Source organism: Enterobacteriaceae endosymbiont of Donacia crassipes (assembly GCF_012569785.1).
Taxonomy (GTDB): domain Bacteria; phylum Pseudomonadota; class Gammaproteobacteria; order Enterobacterales; family Enterobacteriaceae.
The window spans coordinates 318,593-337,100 of the sequence record NZ_CP046202.1; the positions used below are offsets into that span (position 1 = coordinate 318,593).

General features: G+C 24.2%; 16 protein-coding genes. All 16 read right to left on the minus strand.

Translation table 11 applies throughout. From position 1 onward, the window contains the following. Positions 1–192: 192 nt before the first annotated feature. The 16 genes from rpoC to fkpA all read right to left on the minus strand — a co-directional run bounded on the left by rpoC (position 193) and on the right by fkpA (position 18,368). A complete protein-coding gene (gene rpoC, locus GJT95_RS01575) occupies positions 193–4,404 on the minus strand; it encodes a DNA-directed RNA polymerase subunit beta' (protein ID WP_169786026.1) in 4,212 nt (1,403 codons plus the stop codon). Positions 4,405–4,465: 61 nt separating this feature from the next. Then, on the minus strand, positions 4,466–8,476 hold the full coding sequence (gene rpoB / locus GJT95_RS01580; RefSeq protein WP_169786027.1) for a DNA-directed RNA polymerase subunit beta: 4,011 nt from the start codon (positions 8,474–8,476) through the stop codon (positions 4,466–4,468). Between the two features lie 86 nt (positions 8,477–8,562). Then, positions 8,563–8,931 carry a 50S ribosomal protein L7/L12 gene (gene rplL, locus GJT95_RS01585; RefSeq protein WP_169786028.1) on the minus strand — a complete coding sequence of 123 codons (369 nt, stop codon included), beginning with the start codon at positions 8,929–8,931 and terminating at the stop codon, positions 8,563–8,565. Positions 8,932–8,977: 46 nt separating this feature from the next. Further along, on the minus strand, positions 8,978–9,466 hold the full coding sequence (gene rplJ, locus GJT95_RS01590) for a 50S ribosomal protein L10 (protein WP_169786029.1): 489 nt from the start codon (positions 9,464–9,466) through the stop codon (positions 8,978–8,980). Positions 9,467–9,599: 133 nt separating this feature from the next. Beyond that, a complete protein-coding gene (gene rplA, locus GJT95_RS01595; RefSeq protein ID WP_169786030.1) occupies positions 9,600–10,301 on the minus strand; it encodes a 50S ribosomal protein L1 in 702 nt (233 codons plus the stop codon). 6 nt (positions 10,302–10,307) lie between these two features. Next, positions 10,308–10,736, minus strand: a complete 429-nt coding sequence (gene rplK, locus GJT95_RS01600; RefSeq protein ID WP_169786031.1) for a 50S ribosomal protein L11 — start codon at positions 10,734–10,736, stop codon at positions 10,308–10,310. Between the two features lie 70 nt (positions 10,737–10,806). Next, positions 10,807–11,352: a transcription termination/antitermination protein NusG gene (gene nusG / locus GJT95_RS01605; RefSeq protein ID WP_169786032.1), complete on the minus strand. Its 546-nt coding sequence runs from the start codon at positions 11,350–11,352 to the stop codon at positions 10,807–10,809. A gap of 1 nt (position 11,353) precedes the next feature. Next, a complete protein-coding gene (gene secE / locus GJT95_RS01610; RefSeq protein WP_169786033.1) occupies positions 11,354–11,728 on the minus strand; it encodes a preprotein translocase subunit SecE in 375 nt (124 codons plus the stop codon). 149 nt (positions 11,729–11,877) lie between these two features. Beyond that, on the minus strand, positions 11,878–13,062 hold the full coding sequence (gene tuf, locus GJT95_RS01615) for an elongation factor Tu (protein WP_169786034.1): 1,185 nt from the start codon (positions 13,060–13,062) through the stop codon (positions 11,878–11,880). Positions 13,063–13,113: 51 nt separating this feature from the next. Then, entirely contained in the window at positions 13,114–15,228 is a 2,115-nt protein-coding gene (gene fusA, locus GJT95_RS01620; protein ID WP_169786035.1) for an elongation factor G, read from the minus strand. Positions 15,229–15,376: 148 nt separating this feature from the next. Then, the gene (rpsG, locus tag GJT95_RS01625) at positions 15,377–15,847 is read right to left on the minus strand and encodes a 30S ribosomal protein S7 (protein WP_169786036.1); all 471 of its coding nucleotides are present in this window, start codon (positions 15,845–15,847) and stop codon (positions 15,377–15,379) included. Between the two features lie 66 nt (positions 15,848–15,913). Then, positions 15,914–16,285: a 30S ribosomal protein S12 gene (gene rpsL / locus GJT95_RS01630; RefSeq protein ID WP_169786037.1), complete on the minus strand. Its 372-nt coding sequence runs from the start codon at positions 16,283–16,285 to the stop codon at positions 15,914–15,916. A gap of 42 nt (positions 16,286–16,327) precedes the next feature. Beyond that, positions 16,328–16,627 carry a sulfurtransferase complex subunit TusB gene (gene tusB, locus GJT95_RS01635; protein ID WP_169786038.1) on the minus strand — a complete coding sequence of 100 codons (300 nt, stop codon included), beginning with the start codon at positions 16,625–16,627 and terminating at the stop codon, positions 16,328–16,330. Positions 16,628–16,646: 19 nt separating this feature from the next. Beyond that, positions 16,647–17,012, minus strand: coding sequence for a sulfurtransferase complex subunit TusC (gene tusC / locus GJT95_RS01640; protein ID WP_169786039.1), 366 nt, complete (start codon positions 17,010–17,012; stop codon positions 16,647–16,649). Next, positions 17,012–17,413, minus strand: a complete 402-nt coding sequence (gene tusD, locus GJT95_RS01645; protein WP_169786040.1) for a sulfurtransferase complex subunit TusD — start codon at positions 17,411–17,413, stop codon at positions 17,012–17,014. Before tusD ends, tusC begins: the two co-directional genes overlap by 1 nt. A 109-nt stretch (positions 17,414–17,522) precedes the next feature. Next, entirely contained in the window at positions 17,523–18,368 is an 846-nt protein-coding gene (fkpA, locus tag GJT95_RS01650; RefSeq protein WP_169786041.1) for an FKBP-type peptidyl-prolyl cis-trans isomerase, read from the minus strand. Positions 18,369–18,508: the final 140 nt, after the last annotated feature.

The following is an 18,508-nucleotide window of genomic DNA, read 5'->3' on the forward strand; positions in this document are numbered from 1 at the left end:
TATTTATTAAATAATTTTTATATTTAAAAATCAATAATATTTACTAACTTTAGTTAGTATAATATTAAGATATTAATTATTAATAATATGCATATTTTTATTAAAACAAAAGTACTAATTTAGTATAAATTATAAAAATTTATTATAAATAAATTATATATAATGTATATTATTTATAATATTATAATTATTTTAACTTGAATCAGCATTTAATAATTCAGTTAAATTAGCAGCTGCAGAATCGGCAGAAGAAATGTTATTTAATTTATTATTAATTTTCTTTTTATTAATACGATTTATGTGATAAGTATAACCAGTACCTGCAGGAATTAATCTTCCTACAATTACATTTTCTTTTAATCCTTTTAATTCATCACTTTTTCCAGCAACTGAAGATTCAGTTAAAACTCTAGTTGTTTCTTGAAAAGAAGCAGCTGAAATAAAAGAAGAAGTTGCTAATGATGCTTTTGTAATACCTAACAAATCTCGATTATATTCTACTATTTTTTTTCCTTGTTTTTTTAATTTTTTATTTATATTTCTAATTGTAGAAATTTCTAATTGTTCACCTTCTAAAAAGTCAGAATCTCCCATTTTAGTTATTGTTGCTTTACGCAACATTTGTCTTATGATTACTTCTATATGTTTATCATTAATTTTGACTCCTTGTAATCTATAAACATCTTGAACTTCATTAATTATATAATTAGTTACAGCATTAACACCTTTTAATCTTAAAATATCGTATGGAGATTCGGGACCATCAGAAATAATATCTCCTTTATTTATTAATTCACCTTCAAAAACATTAAGTTGTCTCCATTTGGGTATCATTTCTTCATGTGGTTTAATATTTGAATTAATAGGAGTAATAATTATTCTTCTTTTCCCTTTTGTCTCTTTTCCAAATGAAATAATACCATTAATTTCAGCTAAAATAGCTGCATCTTTAGGTTTTCTTGCTTCAAATAAATCTGCTACTCTAGGAAGTCCTCCTGTAATATCTTTAGTTCCACCTGAATCTTGCGGTACTTTTGCTAAAATATCACCAGCATTAACGTAACTACCATCTTCTAAATGTATAATAGATTTATTAGGTAAAAAATAATGTGCTGGCATATCATTTCTAGATATTATTATATCTTCATTATTATTATTGATAATTTTAATCATAGGTCTAAAATCTTTACCTATAAAAGGTCTTTCAGAAGTATCTAATACAACAATAGACGTTAATCCAGTTAAATCATCAGTTTGTTTTATAATTGTTTGTCCTTCTAACATATCAATAAATTTTACTTTACCACTTACCTCTGTAATAATTGGCATAGTATGAGGATCCCAATATGAAACTATTTCTCCTGATTTTACATCAGATCCATTTTTTTTTGTTATAATAGCTCCATATGGTATTTTATAACTTTCTATAATTTTATTTAAATTATTAATAATTTTTAATTCAGCATTTCTAGAAATAACTACTAATTTTTTAATAAAATTAATTACTGATTTTACATTTACTAATTTTATAATTCCATTGTTTTTGATTTGAATGTTAGATTCTGCTGCTGATCGTGATGCTGCACCTCCAATATGGAATGTGCGCATTGTTAATTGTGTACCTGGTTCACCTATTGATTGAGCAGCAATAACTCCTATCGCTTCTCCTTTATTTATAATATGTCCTCTAGCTAAATCACGTCCATAACAATATGAACATACACCAAAAATAGTTTCACAACTAACTACAGATCTTACTTTGATATTATCAATAGCATGATGTTCTAGAATATCACAATATTTTTCATTTAATAATGTATTTCTAAAAATAAGAATTGTTTTACCATCTTTTTTATAAATATTTTCTGCTGTTACTCGACCTAAAATTCTTTCTTTTAATGATTCTTTTATATCTTTCCCAGTAATAATAGATGAAATTTTTATCCCTTTTAAAGTTAAACAATCATCTTCTGTTATAACTAAATCTTGTGCTACATCTACTAATCTTCTAGTTAAATATCCAGAATTTGCTGTTTTTAAAGCAGTGTCAGCTAATCCTTTTCTAGCTCCATGAGTAGAAATAAAATATTGTAAAACATTTAACCCTTCTCTAAAATTAGCAATAATTGGAGTTTCAATTATTGAACCATCAGGTTTTGCCATTAAACCTCTCATGCCAGCTAATTGTCTAATTTGTGCAGCAGAACCTCGAGCTCCAGAATCTGCCATCATAAAAATATTATTAAAAGAACTTTGTTTAATTGTTGAACCATTTTTATTAGTTATTTTTTCAATAGATAAATTTTTCATCATGGATTTTGATACTTTTTCATTAGCAGCAGCCCAAATATCGATAATTTTATTATATCTTTCACCAGCAGTAACAAGACCAGATTGAAATTGTTCTTGTATTTCATTAACTTCAGATTCTGCTTCATTAATTATTTCAACTTTATTATGAGGTATAATGATATCATCGATACCTACAGAAGCACCTGATTTAGCTGCATAATGAAAACCAGTATACATAATTTGATCTGCAAAAATAACTGTAGATTTTAATCCTAAAATTCTATAACATGTATTTAAAATTTGAGAAATATCTTTTTTTCCTAAAGTTTTATTTACCATATAATATGGTATGCCTTTAGGAACTTGATTCCAAAAAATTGCTCTTCCAATAGTAGTATTTACAATAATATTATTTTTAATCCATTTATTTGTTACTAAATCTTTATTATATTCTTTAATTCGTACTTTTACACAAGCATGTAAATCTGCCTGTCCAATATTATAAACACGTTCAGCTTCTTTAGGACCTGTTAATATCATTCCTTCTCCATTTACATTAACTTTATCTTTAGTCATATAATATATTCCTAATACTACATCCTGAGAAGGAACGATAATTGGTTCCCCATTTGCAGGGGAAAGAATATTATTAGTAGACATCATTAGTATTCTTGCTTCTAATTGTGCTTCCAATGTTAAAGGAACATGTACTGCCATTTGATCTCCATCAAAATCAGCATTATAGGCAGCACATACTAAAGGATGCAATTGTATTGCCTTACCTTCAATTAAAAGTGGTTCAAATGCTTGTATACCTAATCGATGTAAAGTAGGAGCTCTATTTAGTAAAACAGGATGCCCTTTAATTACTTCATCTAAAATATCCCATACTATTGGTTCTTCTTTTTCTACCATTTTTTTTGCAGATTTAATAGTAGTTGCAAATCCATTAATTTCTAATTTGCTATATATAAATGGTTTAAACAATTCTAGTGCCATTTTTTTAGGTAGACCACATTGGTGTAAATGTAAATAAGGACCAACTGTTATAACAGATCTTCCTGAATAATCAACTCTTTTACCTAATAAATTTTGTCTAAATCTTCCTTGTTTTCCTTTGATCATATCTGCTAATGATTTTAATGGACGTTTATTAGATCCTATAATTGATTTACCTCTTCTACCATTATCTAATAATGCATCAACTGCTTCTTGTAACATTCTTTTTTCATTTTTTATTATAATATCAGGAGCAGATAATTCTAATAAACGTTTTAATCTATTATTACGATTTATAACTCTTCTATATAAATCATTTAAATCTGATGTTGCAAATCTACCTCCATCTAATGGAACTAAAGGTCTTAAATCAGGAGGTAATACAGGTAATATGTTCATAATCATCCATTCTGGTTTATTACCTGAATATATAAAAGATTCTAATAATTTTATTCTTTTAGCTATTTTTTTTCTTTTAGTTTCTGAATTAGTATTCAATAATTCATTACGTAATAATTTACATTCTTTTTTTAAATTAATATTTTTTAATAAATATTGTATTGCTTCTGCTCCCATTTTTGCTTCAAATTCATTTCCAAATTCTTCTAATAAATTTACATATTGTTCTTCAGATAAAATTTGTTTCCTTTCTAAAGATGACATACCTTCTTCTATAACAACATATGATTCAAAATATAAAACTTTTTCTATATCTTTTAATGGCATATTGAGTAATAAACCTATTCTAGAAGGTAATGATTTTAAAAACCATATATGTGCAATTGGAGAAGCTAATTCTATATGGCCCATCCTGTCTCTTCTTACTTTTGTTTGTGTAACTTCAACTCCACATTTTTCACAAACAACCCCCCTATGTTTTAAACGTTTATATTTACCACATAAACATTCATAATCTTTAATAGGACCAAAAATACGAGCACAAAATAATCCATCTCTTTCTGGTTTAAAAGTACGATAATTAATTGTTTCAGGTTTTTTTACTTCTCCAAAAGACCAAGATTTTATCATATCAGAAGAAGCTAGAGAAAGTTTTATTGAATCAAATACTTCCATCTTATTTTTTGATTTTAAAAAATTAAATAAATCTTTCACAAATTTCTTACCTCAATTATATTATTACAAGTAACTTGTTATACTTTAAAGTAAGTATTAATTATTTATTTTCTAAATTAATATTTAAACCTAATGAACGTATTTCTTTAAGTAATACATTAAAAGATTCTGGAATGCCAGCATTCATTTTATGATTACCGTCAACTATATTTTTATACATTCTTGTTCTACCATTTACATCATCAGATTTTATTGTTAACATTTCTTGTAATGTATATGCTGCTCCATATGCTTCTAAAGCCCATACTTCCATTTCACCAAATCTTTGTCCTCCAAATTGGGCTTTTCCACCTAATGGTTGTTGAGTTACAAGACTATATGAACCTGTAGATCTAGCATGCATTTTATCATCTACTAAATGATTTAGTTTTAACATATACATATATCCGACTGTAACTGATCTTTCAAAAATTTCTCCTGTACGTCCATCATATAATTTTATTTGACCAGAAATTGGTAAATTAGATAATTTTAATAATTCTTTAATTTCTTTTTCATTAGCTCCATCAAAAACTGGTGTAGCAATAGGCATACCTTTTTTTAAATTGTTTGCTAATAAAAGAATTTCGTTATCAGTAAAATTATTTAAATTTATATTTTGACGTATATTATTACCTATACTATAGGCTTTATTAAGAAAAATACGTATTTTTTCTATGTTTTTTTTTTCTTTTAATAAATTATTAATTTTATTTCCGATGCCTTTTGCAGCCATACCTAAATGAGTTTCTAAAATTTGTCCTATATTCATTCTAGAAGGAACACCTAAGGGGTTTAATACAATATCAACGGGAATTCCATTTTCATCATAAGGCATATCTTCTACAGGACAAATTTTAGAAATAACTCCTTTATTACCATGTCTTCCTGCTATTTTATCTCCTGGTTGTATTTGTCTTTTAACAGCTAAATTTACTTTAATAATTTTTAAAATACCAGGAGCTAAATCATTTCCTTTTGTTATTTTAATTTTTTCTAACTCTATTTTTTTTTTAAAAATTTTTTTTATTTCTCTATATTTTTTAATAAAATCATTAATTTTTTTTTGATTTTTTTCATCACTAATAAGGATAGAAGTAATAAAATTTATATCAAAATTTTTAATATTATCACTAATAATATTTTTTTTTAATAAAAAATTTTTTATATTCAAAAGTATATTTTTTTCAAAAATTTTTTGTTCAGCTAATAAATTTTCTTGAATTTGTTTAAATTGCATTTCTTCTATTTCTATAGTTCTTTTATCTTTCTTTATTCCATCTCTTGTAAAAATTTGTATATCAATAACAGTTCCATGCATTCCGTTAGGGACCCTTAAAGAAGTATCTTTCACATCAGAAGCTTTTTCACCAAAAATTGCACGTAATAATTTTTCTTCTGGTGATAATTGAGTTTCTCCTTTAGGAGTTATTTTACCTACAAGAATATCTCCATTTTTTACTTCCGCACCAATATATACTATTCCACATTCATCTAATTTAGATAAAGAAGATTCACTTACATTTGGTATATCAGATGTAATTTCTTCTGCTCCTAATTTTGTATCACGTGATATACAAGATAATTCTTGTATATGTATAGTAGTAAACTTATCTTTTTGTACAATTTTTTCAGATAGTAAAATAGAATCCTCAAAATTATATCCATTCCATGGCATAAAAGCTACTCTCATATTTTGACCTAATGCTAATTCACCTAAATCTGTAGCAGGTCCATCAGCTAATACATCACCTTTTTTTACATATTCACCTAAATTTACACATGGTGTTTGATTAATGCATGTATTTTGATTTGATCTTATATATTTATCTAAATAATAAATATCTATGTTATTATCCATAATATTATTTTTTATGAAAATACGTGTAGAATCTACATATTCTACAATTCCAGAATTTTTAGCAATAATAGTTACACCAGAATCTATAGCTACAATGCGTTCCATACCAGTTCCTACTAATGGTTTTTCAGTTTTTAATGTAGGTACTGCTTGTCTCTGCATATTAGCACCCATTAATGCTCGATTAGCATCATCATGTTCTAAAAAAGGGATTAAAGAAGCACCTACAGAAACAATTTGTTGTGTAGAAACATCCATATAATTAATTTGTTTTTTTTTAAAAAAACTTGCTTCTCCTTTATAACGACATGTAATAAAATCATCAATGATATATCCATTTTTATCCATATTAGTATTAGCTTGAGCGATAATAAAATTACCTTCTTCTATAGAAGATAAATAATTAATTTTATTAGTAACAAATCCATTTTTAACTAATCTATAAGGTGTTTCTAAAAATCCATATTCGTTTGTTCTTGCATAAACTGATAATGAATTAATTAAACCAATATTAGGTCCTTCAGGTGTTTCTATTGGACATACTCTACCATAGTGTGTAGGATGAACATCTCGTACTTCAAATCCTGCTCTTTCTCTAGTTAAACCTCCTGGACCTAAAGCAGAAATACGTCTTTTATGTGTAATTTCTGATAATGGATTATTTTGATCCATAAATTGTGATAATTGACTAGAACAAAAAAACTCTTTAAGAGCTGCAGAAATAGGTTTTGCATTTATCATATCTTGAGGCATTAAAGTTTCTAAATCTCCTAAAGACAATCTTTCTTTAACAGCTCTTTCTACACGAATTAAACCTATACGAAATTGATTTTCTGCCATTTCCCCAATAGAACGAATTCTTCTATTACCTAAATGATCAATATCATCAATATTTCCATTACCATTTCGAATGGTAATTAATTTTTGAATAACATCTACAATATCTTTTTTACTTAAAATTCCAGGACCGATAATATTTTGACGTAATAATGAACGATTAAATTTCATTCTTCCTACAGGAGATAAATCATAACGATCTTCAACAAAAAATAATTTTTTAAGTAAAAGTTCAGCAGCTTCTTTTGTAGGAGGTTCTCCTGGTCGCATTATCCTATAAATTTCTACTAAAGCATCTAAACGGTTAGTTGTATTATCTAATTTTAATGTTTCAGAAATATAAGATCCATGATCTAAATCATTAGTAAAAATTGTTTCAATAGTATTTTGATTACAAAAAATTTTATTGATAATATCTATTGTTAGAGGATAATTTGCCGAAATAATTACTTCACCAGTAATTTTATCTATATAATCTTTAATAACAGTTTTACCTACCATATATTCTATAGGTATATTAATATATTTAACATTATCATTTTTTAAACGATTAATATGATGTAAAGTAATTCTTTTGCCTTTTTCTACATAAGTAATATTATTATTTTTAATATCAAAAAATGCTGTTTCACCTCTTAATCTATCTGGTATTAATTTTAATATAAAATGTTTATTTTGTATTTTATAAATATTTTTTTTAAAAAAAATATTTAATATTTCTTCTACATCATAACCTAAAGCACGTAAAATGATTGTAACTGGTAATTTTCTTCTTCTATCTATACGTACAAAAATATTATCTTTAGAATCAAATTCGAAATCTAACCAAGAACCCCTATAAGGAATAATACGAGCGTTATATAATATTTTACCTGATGAATGGGTTTTTCCTTTATCACTATCAAAAAAAACTCCAGGACTTCTATGTAATTGTGAAACTACTACACGTTCAATACCATTAACTATAAAAGTACCATTTTTTGTCATTAATGGTATCTCTCCCATATATACTTCTTGTTCTTTTATATTTTTAATAGGTAATTCAGATTTTTCTTTATCATAAATAATTAATTTTAATTTTACTTTTATAGATACCGCATATGTCATGCCTCTAGAATGACATTCTTTCATAGTAAAAAGTGATTTTCCTAAACTATAATTTACATATTCTAATTTAGCATGTTTACTATAACTAAAAATAGGGAAAATACTTTGAAATGCAGCTTCTAAACCACTTTGTCCTGTATGATCTTTTGTTATAAATTTTTTAAATGAATCTATCTGAATAGAAAGCAAATATGGAATATTTAAAACTTGAGGTCTTTTTCCAAAATCTTTACGAATACGTTTTTTTTCAGTTTGAGAATAAACCATATGGTTCCTCAGTTATCTGATAAATTAAACAATTTAATTAATTTAATATTTATTTTAAAAATATTTATAAAAAAATTTTTATAAAATTATTTAATTTCTATTTCTGCTCCAGAAATTTTTAATTTAGATTCTAAATCTAATGCTTCTTGTTTAGAAATAGATTCTTTTAATACTACAGGAGCTGATTCTACTAAATCTTTAGCTTCTTTTAATCCTAAATTCATAATATTTCTAACAGTTTTTATAACAGAAATTTTATTATTTCCTATACCTTTAAGATATATGCTAAATTCAGTTTGTTCTTCTTTTTTTTCTTGTTGTTGATTATTATTTTGTTTATTTGTTATAATACTAGAAACACCAAATTTTTTTTCCATAGAATTAATTAAATCCATTATATCCATAATAGACATTGATTCTATAGCTTTTATTATTTGTTCTTTAGTTATAGCCATATTATTTTCCTAAAATAATAAGAATTTTGTATATAAATAAATTAATTTATTTTATGTTTTTAACTGCAATTAAGATTCTATAAAATTTTCCTATAGAAATATCTTTTATAATTAGTAAAAAACGTACAATAGCTTCTTTATATGTAGGTAATTCAGCTAAAAAATTAATATTTTTACTATTTATTATTTTATTATCAAATGATGCTGCTTTAATTATTAAATTTTCATCTAATTTACTAAATTTTTTTAGTAAACGAGCAGCAGAACCAGGATGTTTAAATGAATAAGCTATTAGTGTAGGACCATGTATTAAAGGATTTAAACATTCAAAACTACTACCTTTGATAATTAATTTTAATAATTTATTTCTTATAATATTGATAATAACATTTTTATCTTTACTTTTTTTTCTTAATTTATTTAAATTGTTATTATTAACACCAGAAAAATTAGCAATAACAGCTGATAAAGCACGTTTATTTATTTTACTTATTTTTGCAACAATCATTTTTTTTTTTTTTAGATTTGATGACATTATAAGATTATTGCACTCCTAAATTTTTATAAAACAAAAATTATTATAATCTACAATATAAAATTATTAAATTTTAATTTTTTATTAAAAACTATAACTATAATATATTTATTTTTTATTGTAAAGAAAAATGTTAATTTAACAAATCAATACAATCTTTTGTAATATTTAAAGATATACCCATAGTAGAAGATATATATATTTTTTTAAAAAAGTTATTTTTTAATTGTATTGGTTTGTATTTTTTTAAAATTTTTAATAAACTTTTTAAATTTTCTTTAATTTTTTTATTTTCAAAATTAATTTTACCTATAATAGTATGAATAATACCATTTTTATCATTACGAAAATTAATTTGTCCATCACGTATTTTTTTTATTGTTTTGTTTATATCATTTGTAATTGTACCTAATTTAGGATTAGGCATTAATCCTTTAGGTCCTAAAATAGGTCCTAATTTAGTAACTAAATTCATAGCTTCTGGAGTAGAAATAACTATATCAAAATTTTTTTCTCCATTAGTAATTTTTATTAATAAATCGTTCATGCCAACTAATTTTATTCCTAATTCTTTAGCTTGTATTGCCTCTTTACCATCGGCAAAAACTGCTATTCTAATGTTTTTTCCGGTGCCATAAGGTAGAGATATAATTCCTCTAATATTTTGTTCAGTTTTTTTAGGATCTATGTCTAAAATAATAGCAACATCAATACTTTCAATAAATTTAACTTTACTTAAAGTTTTTAACTTATCAATAGCTTTTTCAATAGAAAATTGTTTTTTAACATTTATATTTTCATACATGAATTTCATTCGTTTTGTTAATTTTATCATAATATTTTAATCCTTAATAGTTAAACCCATTGATATAGCAGTTCCTTGTATAGAAGACATCATAGATTTAATATTAGTTCCATTCATGTCAACATATTTTATTTCTGCAATTTTACGAATTTGATCATGTGTAATTACTCCTATTTGATCTTTTTTTGGTTTATTAGCCCCTTTCTTTATTCCTAAAATTTTTTTTATTAATGCAGATACTGGAGGAGTTTTAGTTACAAATGTAAAAGTTTTATCAACATAAATTGTAATAATTACTGGTATAGGAATTCCTTTTTCTAAATTATTAGTTTTTAAATTAAAAATTTTACAAAAATTCATAATATTGATACCATGTTGTCCTAATGCTGGGCCAATAGGAGGACTAGGATTAGCACTGCCAGCTGGAACTTGTAATTTCACATAAGTTTTAATTTTTTTAATCATAAAATTTCTCTATTTAATTAATAATTACAATAAAAAATATTTAAAGCATATAATTTTTAATAAAATTATTTTATCCTTTTTCTACTTGTCTAAAATCTAAATCAACAGGTGTTGATCTACCAAAAATTGATACTGAAACTTTTAATCTATTTTTTTCATAATCTACTTCTTCTACTATTCCATTAAAATCAGAAAAAGGACCATCTTTAACTCTAATCATTTCTCCTGGTTCAAATATTGTTTTTGGTCTAGGTTTATCTCCAATTTTTTGTAAACGTTCTATAATAATATTTACTTCTTTATCACTTATAGGTGATGGATTATCAGATGTTCCTCCAATAAAACCTAAAACCTTTGGTACACTACGTACTAAATACCAACTTAATTCTTTCATTATCATATGTATTAATATATATCCAGGAAAAAATTTACGATCACTTCTATATTTTTGTCCTTTACGTATTTCAATTATAGCTTCAGTAGGTATCAAAATTTTACCAAATAAATCTTTCATATTCTGTATTTTAATATATTCTTTTAACGATTTTACTACACGTTGTTCAAAACCAGAACGAGCTTGAATAACATACCATCTTTTTTTTAATGATTTATCCATTTCATAACCTCGTTCCAGTTAAATATGATATAATATAAATTAAAAAATTATCTAATATATAAAGAAGACACGACATTATTATAATAATAATAGTTATAATTAATGTTGTATGCCAGGTCTCTTTATAAGAAGGCCATACAATTTTATAAGTTTCTATACGTGCATCATATATAAAAGATAATAAATTTTTACCTTTATTTGTAGATAAAATAATAAAACTAATAAAAATTAATAGAGAAAAAGATAAAATTAAACGAACAGATAAATGTATATTTTGATAAATAATATTATATATTATAATAATAGTTAACAAAATTATACTAATACTCCATTTAATAAAATCTATTATATTTGTTTTAGATTTTATAATATTCATTATATATTAACCAAAGAATATTCATATAAAATATATATATAAATTATATAGATAAATTTTACTAATAATTTATTTAATAATTAACATTAATATAAAGAAAAGAATCAAAGGGAATATATAATTTTCCCTTATCTTCTTTTATAATATATTTATTTTAATACTTTTGTAACTACACCTGCTCCTACAGTACGACCTCCTTCACGAATAGCAAAACGTAAACCATTAGACATAGCTATAGGATGAATTAATGTTACAATCATATTAATATTATCTCCTGGCATAACCATTTCAATATTAGATGGTAATTCTATAGTACCTGTAACATCTGTAGTTCTAAAATAGAATTGAGGACGATATCCTTTAAAAAAGGCTGTATGTCTTCCACCTTCATCTTTTGATAAAATATAAACTTCTGCTTCAAATTTTGTATGTGGTGTAATTGATCCTGGTTTTGCTAGAACTTGACCTCTTTCTATATCTTCTCTTTTTATACCTCTAAGTAAAATACCTACATTTTCACCAGCACGTCCTTCATCTAATAATTTACGAAACATCTCTACCCCAGTACAAATAGATTTAATAGTATTTCTAATACCTATAATTTCTACTTCTTCTCCTACTTTTATTATACCTTTTTCTACTCTTCCAGTTACTACTGTGCCTCTACCTGAAATAGAAAAAACATCTTCTATTGGTAATAAAAAAGGTTTATCAATTTTTCTTATAGGATTAGGTATATAAGTATCTAATAAATGAGCTAATTCAATAATTTTTTTTTCCCATATTTTATCTCCTTCTAATGCTTTTAAAGCAGAACCTTGAATAATAGGAGTTGTATCTCCAGGAAAATTATATTGTGTTAATAAATCACGTACTTCCATTTCTACTAATTCTAATAATTCTTTATCATTAACTAAATCACATTTATTAAGAAATACTATAATATAAGGTACTCCTACTTGTCTAGCTAATAAAATATGTTCTCTTGTTTGTGGCATAGGACCATCTGTTGCTGCAACTACTAATATTGCTCCATCCATTTGAGCGGCACCTGTAATCATGTTTTTCACATAATCTGCATGTCCTGGACAATCAACATGAGCATAATGACGATATTTTGTATCATATTCAACATGAGATGTATTTATAGTTATACCTCTTGCTTTTTCTTCTGGTGCATTGTCAATTTGATCAAAAGCTTTTGCAGAACCACCATATTTTTTTGACAAAACAGTTGTTATAGCTGCTGTTAAGGTTGTTTTTCCATGATCGACATGTCCTATAGTACCTACATTAATATGAGGTTTAGAACGTTCAAATTTTTTTTTAGACACAAGATAATATCCTTCTAATAAATTTTAAAATATAAAATTATTATTTTAATTTTATAGTTTAGATCTAGATTCAATAATTAATTTTGTAATACTATTAGGTGCTTCAGCATATTTTAAAAATTCCATAGTATAAGATGCTCTTCCTTGACTATAAGAACGTAAATCAGTAGCATAACCGAACATTTCTGATAATGGCACACAAGCACTTATAGTTTTTCCGGTAGAGATATTATCCATACCTTCTATAATTCCTCTTCTACGATTTAAATCACCAATAACATCTCCCATATATTCTTCAGGTGTTTCAACTTCTACTTTCATTATAGGTTCAAGTAAAATAGGATTAGCTTTTTTAAAAGCATTTTTAAATGCAATAGCTGCAGCTAATTTAAAAGCTAATTCAGAAGAATCTACATCATGATAAGATCCATAATGAAGTCTAACAGCAATATTTACTACAGGATAATTTGCCATAGGACCTGATTTTAATTGTTCTTGAATACTTTTATCTATAGCTGATATATATTCATTAGGTATTACACCACCTTTTATATCATTAGTAAATAAGTAACCTGTATTATTTTTTTGTGATTTTAATGGAGAAATATCTATTACAACATGACCATATTGTCCTCTTCCACCTGTTTGTTTTATATATTTACCTTCCATATCAAAAACACTATTTTGTATAGTTTCACGATAAGAAACTTGAGGTTTTCCAATTTTAGCAGATACATTAAATTCTCTTTTCATTCTATCTACAATTATTTCTAAATGTAATTCACCCATCCCTGCTATAATAGTTTGATTAGTTTCTTCATCAGTCCATGTCCTTAAGGAAGGATCTTCTTTAACAAGACGATTTAAAGCTAAACTCATTTTTTCTTGATCTATTTTAGTTTTAGGTTCTATAGCAATAGAAATAACAGGTTCAGGGAAATCCATTGTTTCAAGAATAATACATTTATTCATATCACATAATGTATCTCCTGTTGTTACATTTTTTAATCCAATAGCAGCTGCTATATCTCCTGCATAAACTTTTTTTATTTCTTCTCTTTTATTAGCATGCATTTGAACTATTCGACCAATACGTTCTTTTTGTTTTTTTATTGGATTATATATAATTTCTCCACTACTAACAGTTCCAGAATATACTCTAAAAAAAGTTAAATTACCAACAAAAGGATCATTAGCAATTTTAAAAGCTAGTGCTGAAAATAATTCATTATCATTAGTATTACGTGTTAATATATTTTTACTATCATCAGATATCCCTTGAATAGGGGGAATATCTTTAGGAGATGGTAAATAGTCAATTATCGCATCTAATAATGCTTGTACTCCTTTATTTTTAAAAGCAGAACCACATGTAATTAAAGTAATTTCATTACTTAATACTCTTTTTCTTAAGGCAGATTTTATTTCTTTTATAGATATTTTATTTCCATTTAAATATTTTTCTAATAATATTTCATTAGATTCTACTGCCGTTTCTATTAATTTTTGATGCCATATTTGAACTTCTTTTTCCATTTTTTTAGGTATATTAATATAATTACAATTGATTCCTTGATCTTTTTCACTCCAGTTTAATGCTTTCATTTGTATTAAATCAATTATACCAGTAAATTGATCTTCAGATCCTATAGGTAATTGTAACGGTATTGCTTCTGTTAATAAATTATTTTGTATTTGTTTAATAACTTTTATAAAGTTAGCTCCCATTCTATCCATTTTATTTATAAAAGCAATTCTAGGTACTTTATATTTATTAGCTTGTCGCCATACTGTTTCTGATTGAGGTTGTACTCCACCTACAGCACAATAAATCATAACTACACCATCTAATACTCTCATAGAACGTTCTACTTCAATTGTAAAATCTACATGTCCTGGAGTGTCGATAATATTTATTCTATGTGATTTATATTGATTAAACATTCCTGACCAAAATGCTGTAGTAGCAGCAGAAGTTATAGTAATACCTCTTTCTTGTTCTTGTTCCATCCAATCCATTGTAGCTGCACCATCATGTACTTCTCCTATTTTATGATTTACTCCTGTATAAAATAGAATTCTTTCAGTTGTAGTAGTTTTACCAGCATCAATATGTGCGCTAATACCAATATTACGATATCGTTTTATAGGAGTTATACGATTCATATATTATTCCTTTATTTTATTAGATAAAAATTTTAAAATGATATTAAATATAATTTTTAATAAAAAATATTGATGTAGTCACGACATATATTATTAATTAATTGTTTCATTTTTATTTAATTAAAATTATTTAAATTTTATAATTATTTTACCAACGATAATGAGCAAATGCTTTATTAGCTTCTGCCATTTTATGTATTTCTTCTCGTTTTTTAACAGCATTTCCTTTATTTTCTAAAGCATCTAATATTTCATTAGTTAATTTTAAAATCATAGATTTTTCTTGTCTTTTTCTTGCAGAATTAACTAACCAACGTATAGCTAAAGTATTTCTTCTAGTAGGTCTTATTTCTACTGGTACTTGATAAGTTGAACCACCTACTCTTCTTGATTTTACTTCTACTACAGGTTTTATATTTTCTAATGCATTTAAAAAAATATCTATTTCTTTTTTTCCTATTTTTTTTGTAATTTTATTTAGAGTTGAATAAACAATAAATTCTGCAATAGACTTTTTACCATTTACCATAACTATATTAATAAATTTAGCTAATAAATCTGATTCAAATTGAGGATCTGGTGATATTTTTCGTTGACTAACTATACGTCTGCGAGGCATAATATTTACTCCATGATTTAATAAAATTTGATATAATTAATTTAAAAAAAATAATATTTATTAGTATTATTTAGGTTTTTTTACACCATATTTTGATCTTCCTTTTTTACGATTTTTAACACCAGTACAATCTAAAGTTCCTCTAATAGTATGATATCTAACTCCAGGAAGATCTTTAACTCTTCCTCCTCTAATTAAAATTACAGAATGTTCTTGTAAATTATGTCCTTCACCTGAAATATAAGAAGTTACTTCAAAACCATTTGTTAGTCTTACTCTACATACTTTTCTTAATGCAGAATTAGGTTTTTTAGGAGTTGTAGTATAAACTTTTGTGCATACTCCTCTTTTTTGTGGACAGGAATTTAAAGCAGGGACATTAGTTTTTATAATTTTACGAGATCTATTTTTACGAACTAATTGATTAATTGTTGCCATGTTTTCTTAACCTAAAATAATTTAATTTTTTATAATTTAAAATTACCATACTATTTGTTTTTTATGTTTTATCATTAAATAAACAAATTTTTTGTAATTTATTCGTGTAATTTTATTTGAAATATCTAAATTTAAACCTCTAGCTAATATATCATCATTTATAGCAAAAATTAATAATTTCATTTTTTGTTTAATTTTAATAATTTTTTTAATATATAAACTATTTTTTAATCCAGCTAATACTCCATCTTGTATAAGGAGTAATTCATCATTCTTATTTAAGAAATTTAATAGTAAAGAAAAATTACAAGATGCTGGAGAACTAAACAAGGTATATAACATATAGAATATATTTATTTAATTAAAAATTGATAATTATATCATAATCATTAATTTTTTTTTTCCACATTAAAGGATTTATAATTTTAATAGGTAAGATCCAATTATTTTTTTTATTATTTTTTATTCCTAGATCTTTTAAAGATTTTGAGTAAATGTAATAATTATTAACATTACAAAGTTTTAGGATATTAAAACTAATATTATAATTGTTTAATAAAAAATTTTTTGTATTTTGTTGATGATATATTTGCAAAATTCCATCTCCTATAAAAAATAAAGCTATATCCTCAGTAAATGAGGATATAGAAAGAATTAAATCCAGTCCCTCTTTTCCAATACTATTTCCATATGGAGATTTTGTAAATATAAATGCTATTTTATTCATTAAAATTGAACTAAACGATCACAAGTTAATATAGATTTTGTAAATGTACTTAAAGTAGTTACTTCAAATATATTATCAATAATATCATATTTTTTTTTATGATTTAACAAATTATCTTTATAAGAATTATTTTTTATTATTAAACCTCTTTTTTTAGCAGAGGTAATACATAAATATAAATTTATATGATATTTTATATTTAATTTTTTCCAATGACTAATTAAATTGAATTCATTTTCATTAAAATGAAGATTTTTATTGGAGTTAGAAACTCCATCATGATAAAAAAATATATCTTTTACTGTTTTTTTTTCTTTTATTACTGCTTTAGTAAATAAATATGCAGAATAAGAATTTTGCGTGTTATATGGAGCTGTTGTTATAAAAATTACAAAAGTCATATTAAAACCTAAGATCTTAAAATTTTTTTCATAAAATATATTTATACTTATATACAATTTTTATTTATAAAGATTTTTTTTATTTTATTCAAATATTTATTCTAATTAGTTAATTAGATATTGAATTTTTTATATCTAGAAGTTCTATTTCAAATCTTAAAGTTGAATTAGATGGTATACCAGAAATAATTTCTAAACCATAAGCTAGTTTTGGAGGAATAATTAATGTTATTTTGCCACCTTTTTTTATATACTTTAAACCTTCTTTCCAACCTGTTATTACTTGTTTTAAACATATAAATAAAGGTTTATTTTTTTCAGTACTATCAAATTCAGTACCATCAATTAATTTTCCTTTATATTTTATAACAATTATTTGATTATTATTAGTAATTTTTTTACCATTACCAATTTTATTTATTTTATATACTAATCCAGTATTAGTTTTTTTAAAACCTTTTTTTTTTAAAATTTTTTGAATATATTTTTTACCTATATTACCATTATTTTGTATTTCTTCTTGAATTTCATCAGGACTAAAAGCTTTTACATTAGCATCATATAACTGAAGTACTCTATCAATTTCATTATTAGAAAGTTTATATTTTTTATCTAATGCATCTGATACACCTTGAAGTATAAATTTTCTATTTAATACTATTTTTAATGTTTTTTGTATTTGGAATGTACGTGTTAAGTATTTTCCTATTGTTATTCCTAAAGAATATGCAATTTTATCATTGTCATTTTTAAAAAAATTTTTTTGTTTTTTGTTTTTTATATTATGTTTTTTTTTTTGAATTATTATTTTTTTTTTTGTAATATTTTTAATTTTTTCTTTATTTTGCCACCATGATACATTTTTTAATGTAGATGCATTTGTATTAGACATATTTAAACCAATACTTAAAATTAATACAATAAATATTGAATTTTTTTTAGTAAAAAATTTCATTTTTTCTCCAAAATTTTTTAATAATATTAATAATTTTAATACATTAAAATTTTATATATAGAATAAAATAATTAGATTATTTTATTCTATATAAATTATTACTTTTAACAAAAAAAAACAAGTTAATTTTTTTCAAAAAA